Here is a 1,291-nt window from a genome sequence, read left to right on the forward strand (position 1 = left end):
CCCTTGAGGGGAGGGTCCGGCCGCAGGCCGGGGGTGGGGTCCTCCGCGACGCACTCGACGGGGAGATAGCGTCGAGCACTGCCGCGGGCGACCCCACCCGGACCTGCGGTCCGACCTCCCCTCAAGGGGGAGGTTAAGGCAGGCGCTTACTTGTTCGGCGCCTGGTCGATGATCGACTGCATGGTCTCTTGCGCGTTCTTGATGGCGCCGTCGACGTCGTCGCCGAAGAACACCTCGTTGATCATCTGCGTCCAGGGACCATTGGCGGAGTTGATCAGGTCGTTGAACACCACCGAATAGGGCGTCCTGCCCTTGGCCATCGCCTCGGCCGCCACCTGGTAGCGCGGATCAAGGTCCTTCAGCGCGTCCTTGGCGATGTCGTTGCGCACCGGCAGGCTGCCATATTTGGCGAGGATGGTCTGGCCTTCGAGCGAATAGGCGAAGTCCAGGAACTCCTTCACCACGGCGATCTTCTTGGTGCCCTTGGTGACGACGAAATTGTCGCCGCCGGCGAAGGACGACCAGCCGCCATCCTTGCCCGGCAGGAAGGTGATGCCGTAGTCGATATCCGGATACTGCGTGTTGAGCGCGCCGATGGCGAAGGCGCCGGAGGGCGAGATGCCGATCTTGCCGCCGGCGAAGGCGGCGAAGAAATTGGCGCCGGTGTCGGTCTGCGCGCCTTCCGGCACCAGCCCCTTCTTGATCATCGATCGGTAGAGGTCGATCGCGCCGCGCAGCTGCGGGCTGTCGAGCGTCGCCTTCGATCCGTCCTCCGACAGGATGTCGCCGCCCGAGGCCCAGACCAGCGGCGTGAAGGTGAAGATGTTGCAGCCGCCGCAATTGCCGGAGAAGTAGAAACCCTTGATGTCGCCGCCGAGCGCGTTGACCTTCTCGGCGTCGGCCGCGATCTCGGCCCAGTTGGTCGGCCCTTTCTCCGGGTCCAGGCCCGCCTGCTTGAACAGCTTCTTGTTCCAGATCAGCACCGAGGCGTCGGCCGAGAACGGCAGGCCATAGATGCGGTCCTTATAGGTGCCGGTCTTCACATGCGCCGGCGAGAGGCTCGAAAAATAGGGCAAGGATTTCGCCCAGTCGGTGATGTCCTCCAGCTGGCCGGCGGCGGCGAAGGACGGCGTGTAGATCAGGTCGAGCGACAGCGCGTCGGGCGCCGTGCCGCCGGCTGCGGCCGCGCCATATTTCGGAATGATCTCGGCGTTGGGAATGATGTCGAGCTTGATCTGGTCCTTATGCGCCTTGTTGAAGGCGTCGACGATGCGCGGCATGAAGTTCGAGC

1 protein-coding gene is annotated in these 1,291 nt (G+C 64.7%); it reads right to left on the minus strand.

The features are described from left to right. Window positions 1–146: 146 nt before the first annotated feature. The coding region (locus EOA23_RS34820; RefSeq protein ID WP_145966613.1) for a sugar ABC transporter substrate-binding protein at window positions 147–1,291 on the minus strand (1,145 nt) is incomplete at its 5' end.

Origin of the sequence: Mesorhizobium sp. M2A.F.Ca.ET.042.01.1.1, from assembly GCF_003997405.1 — a bacterium.
GTDB lineage: Bacteria > Pseudomonadota > Alphaproteobacteria > Rhizobiales > Rhizobiaceae > Mesorhizobium.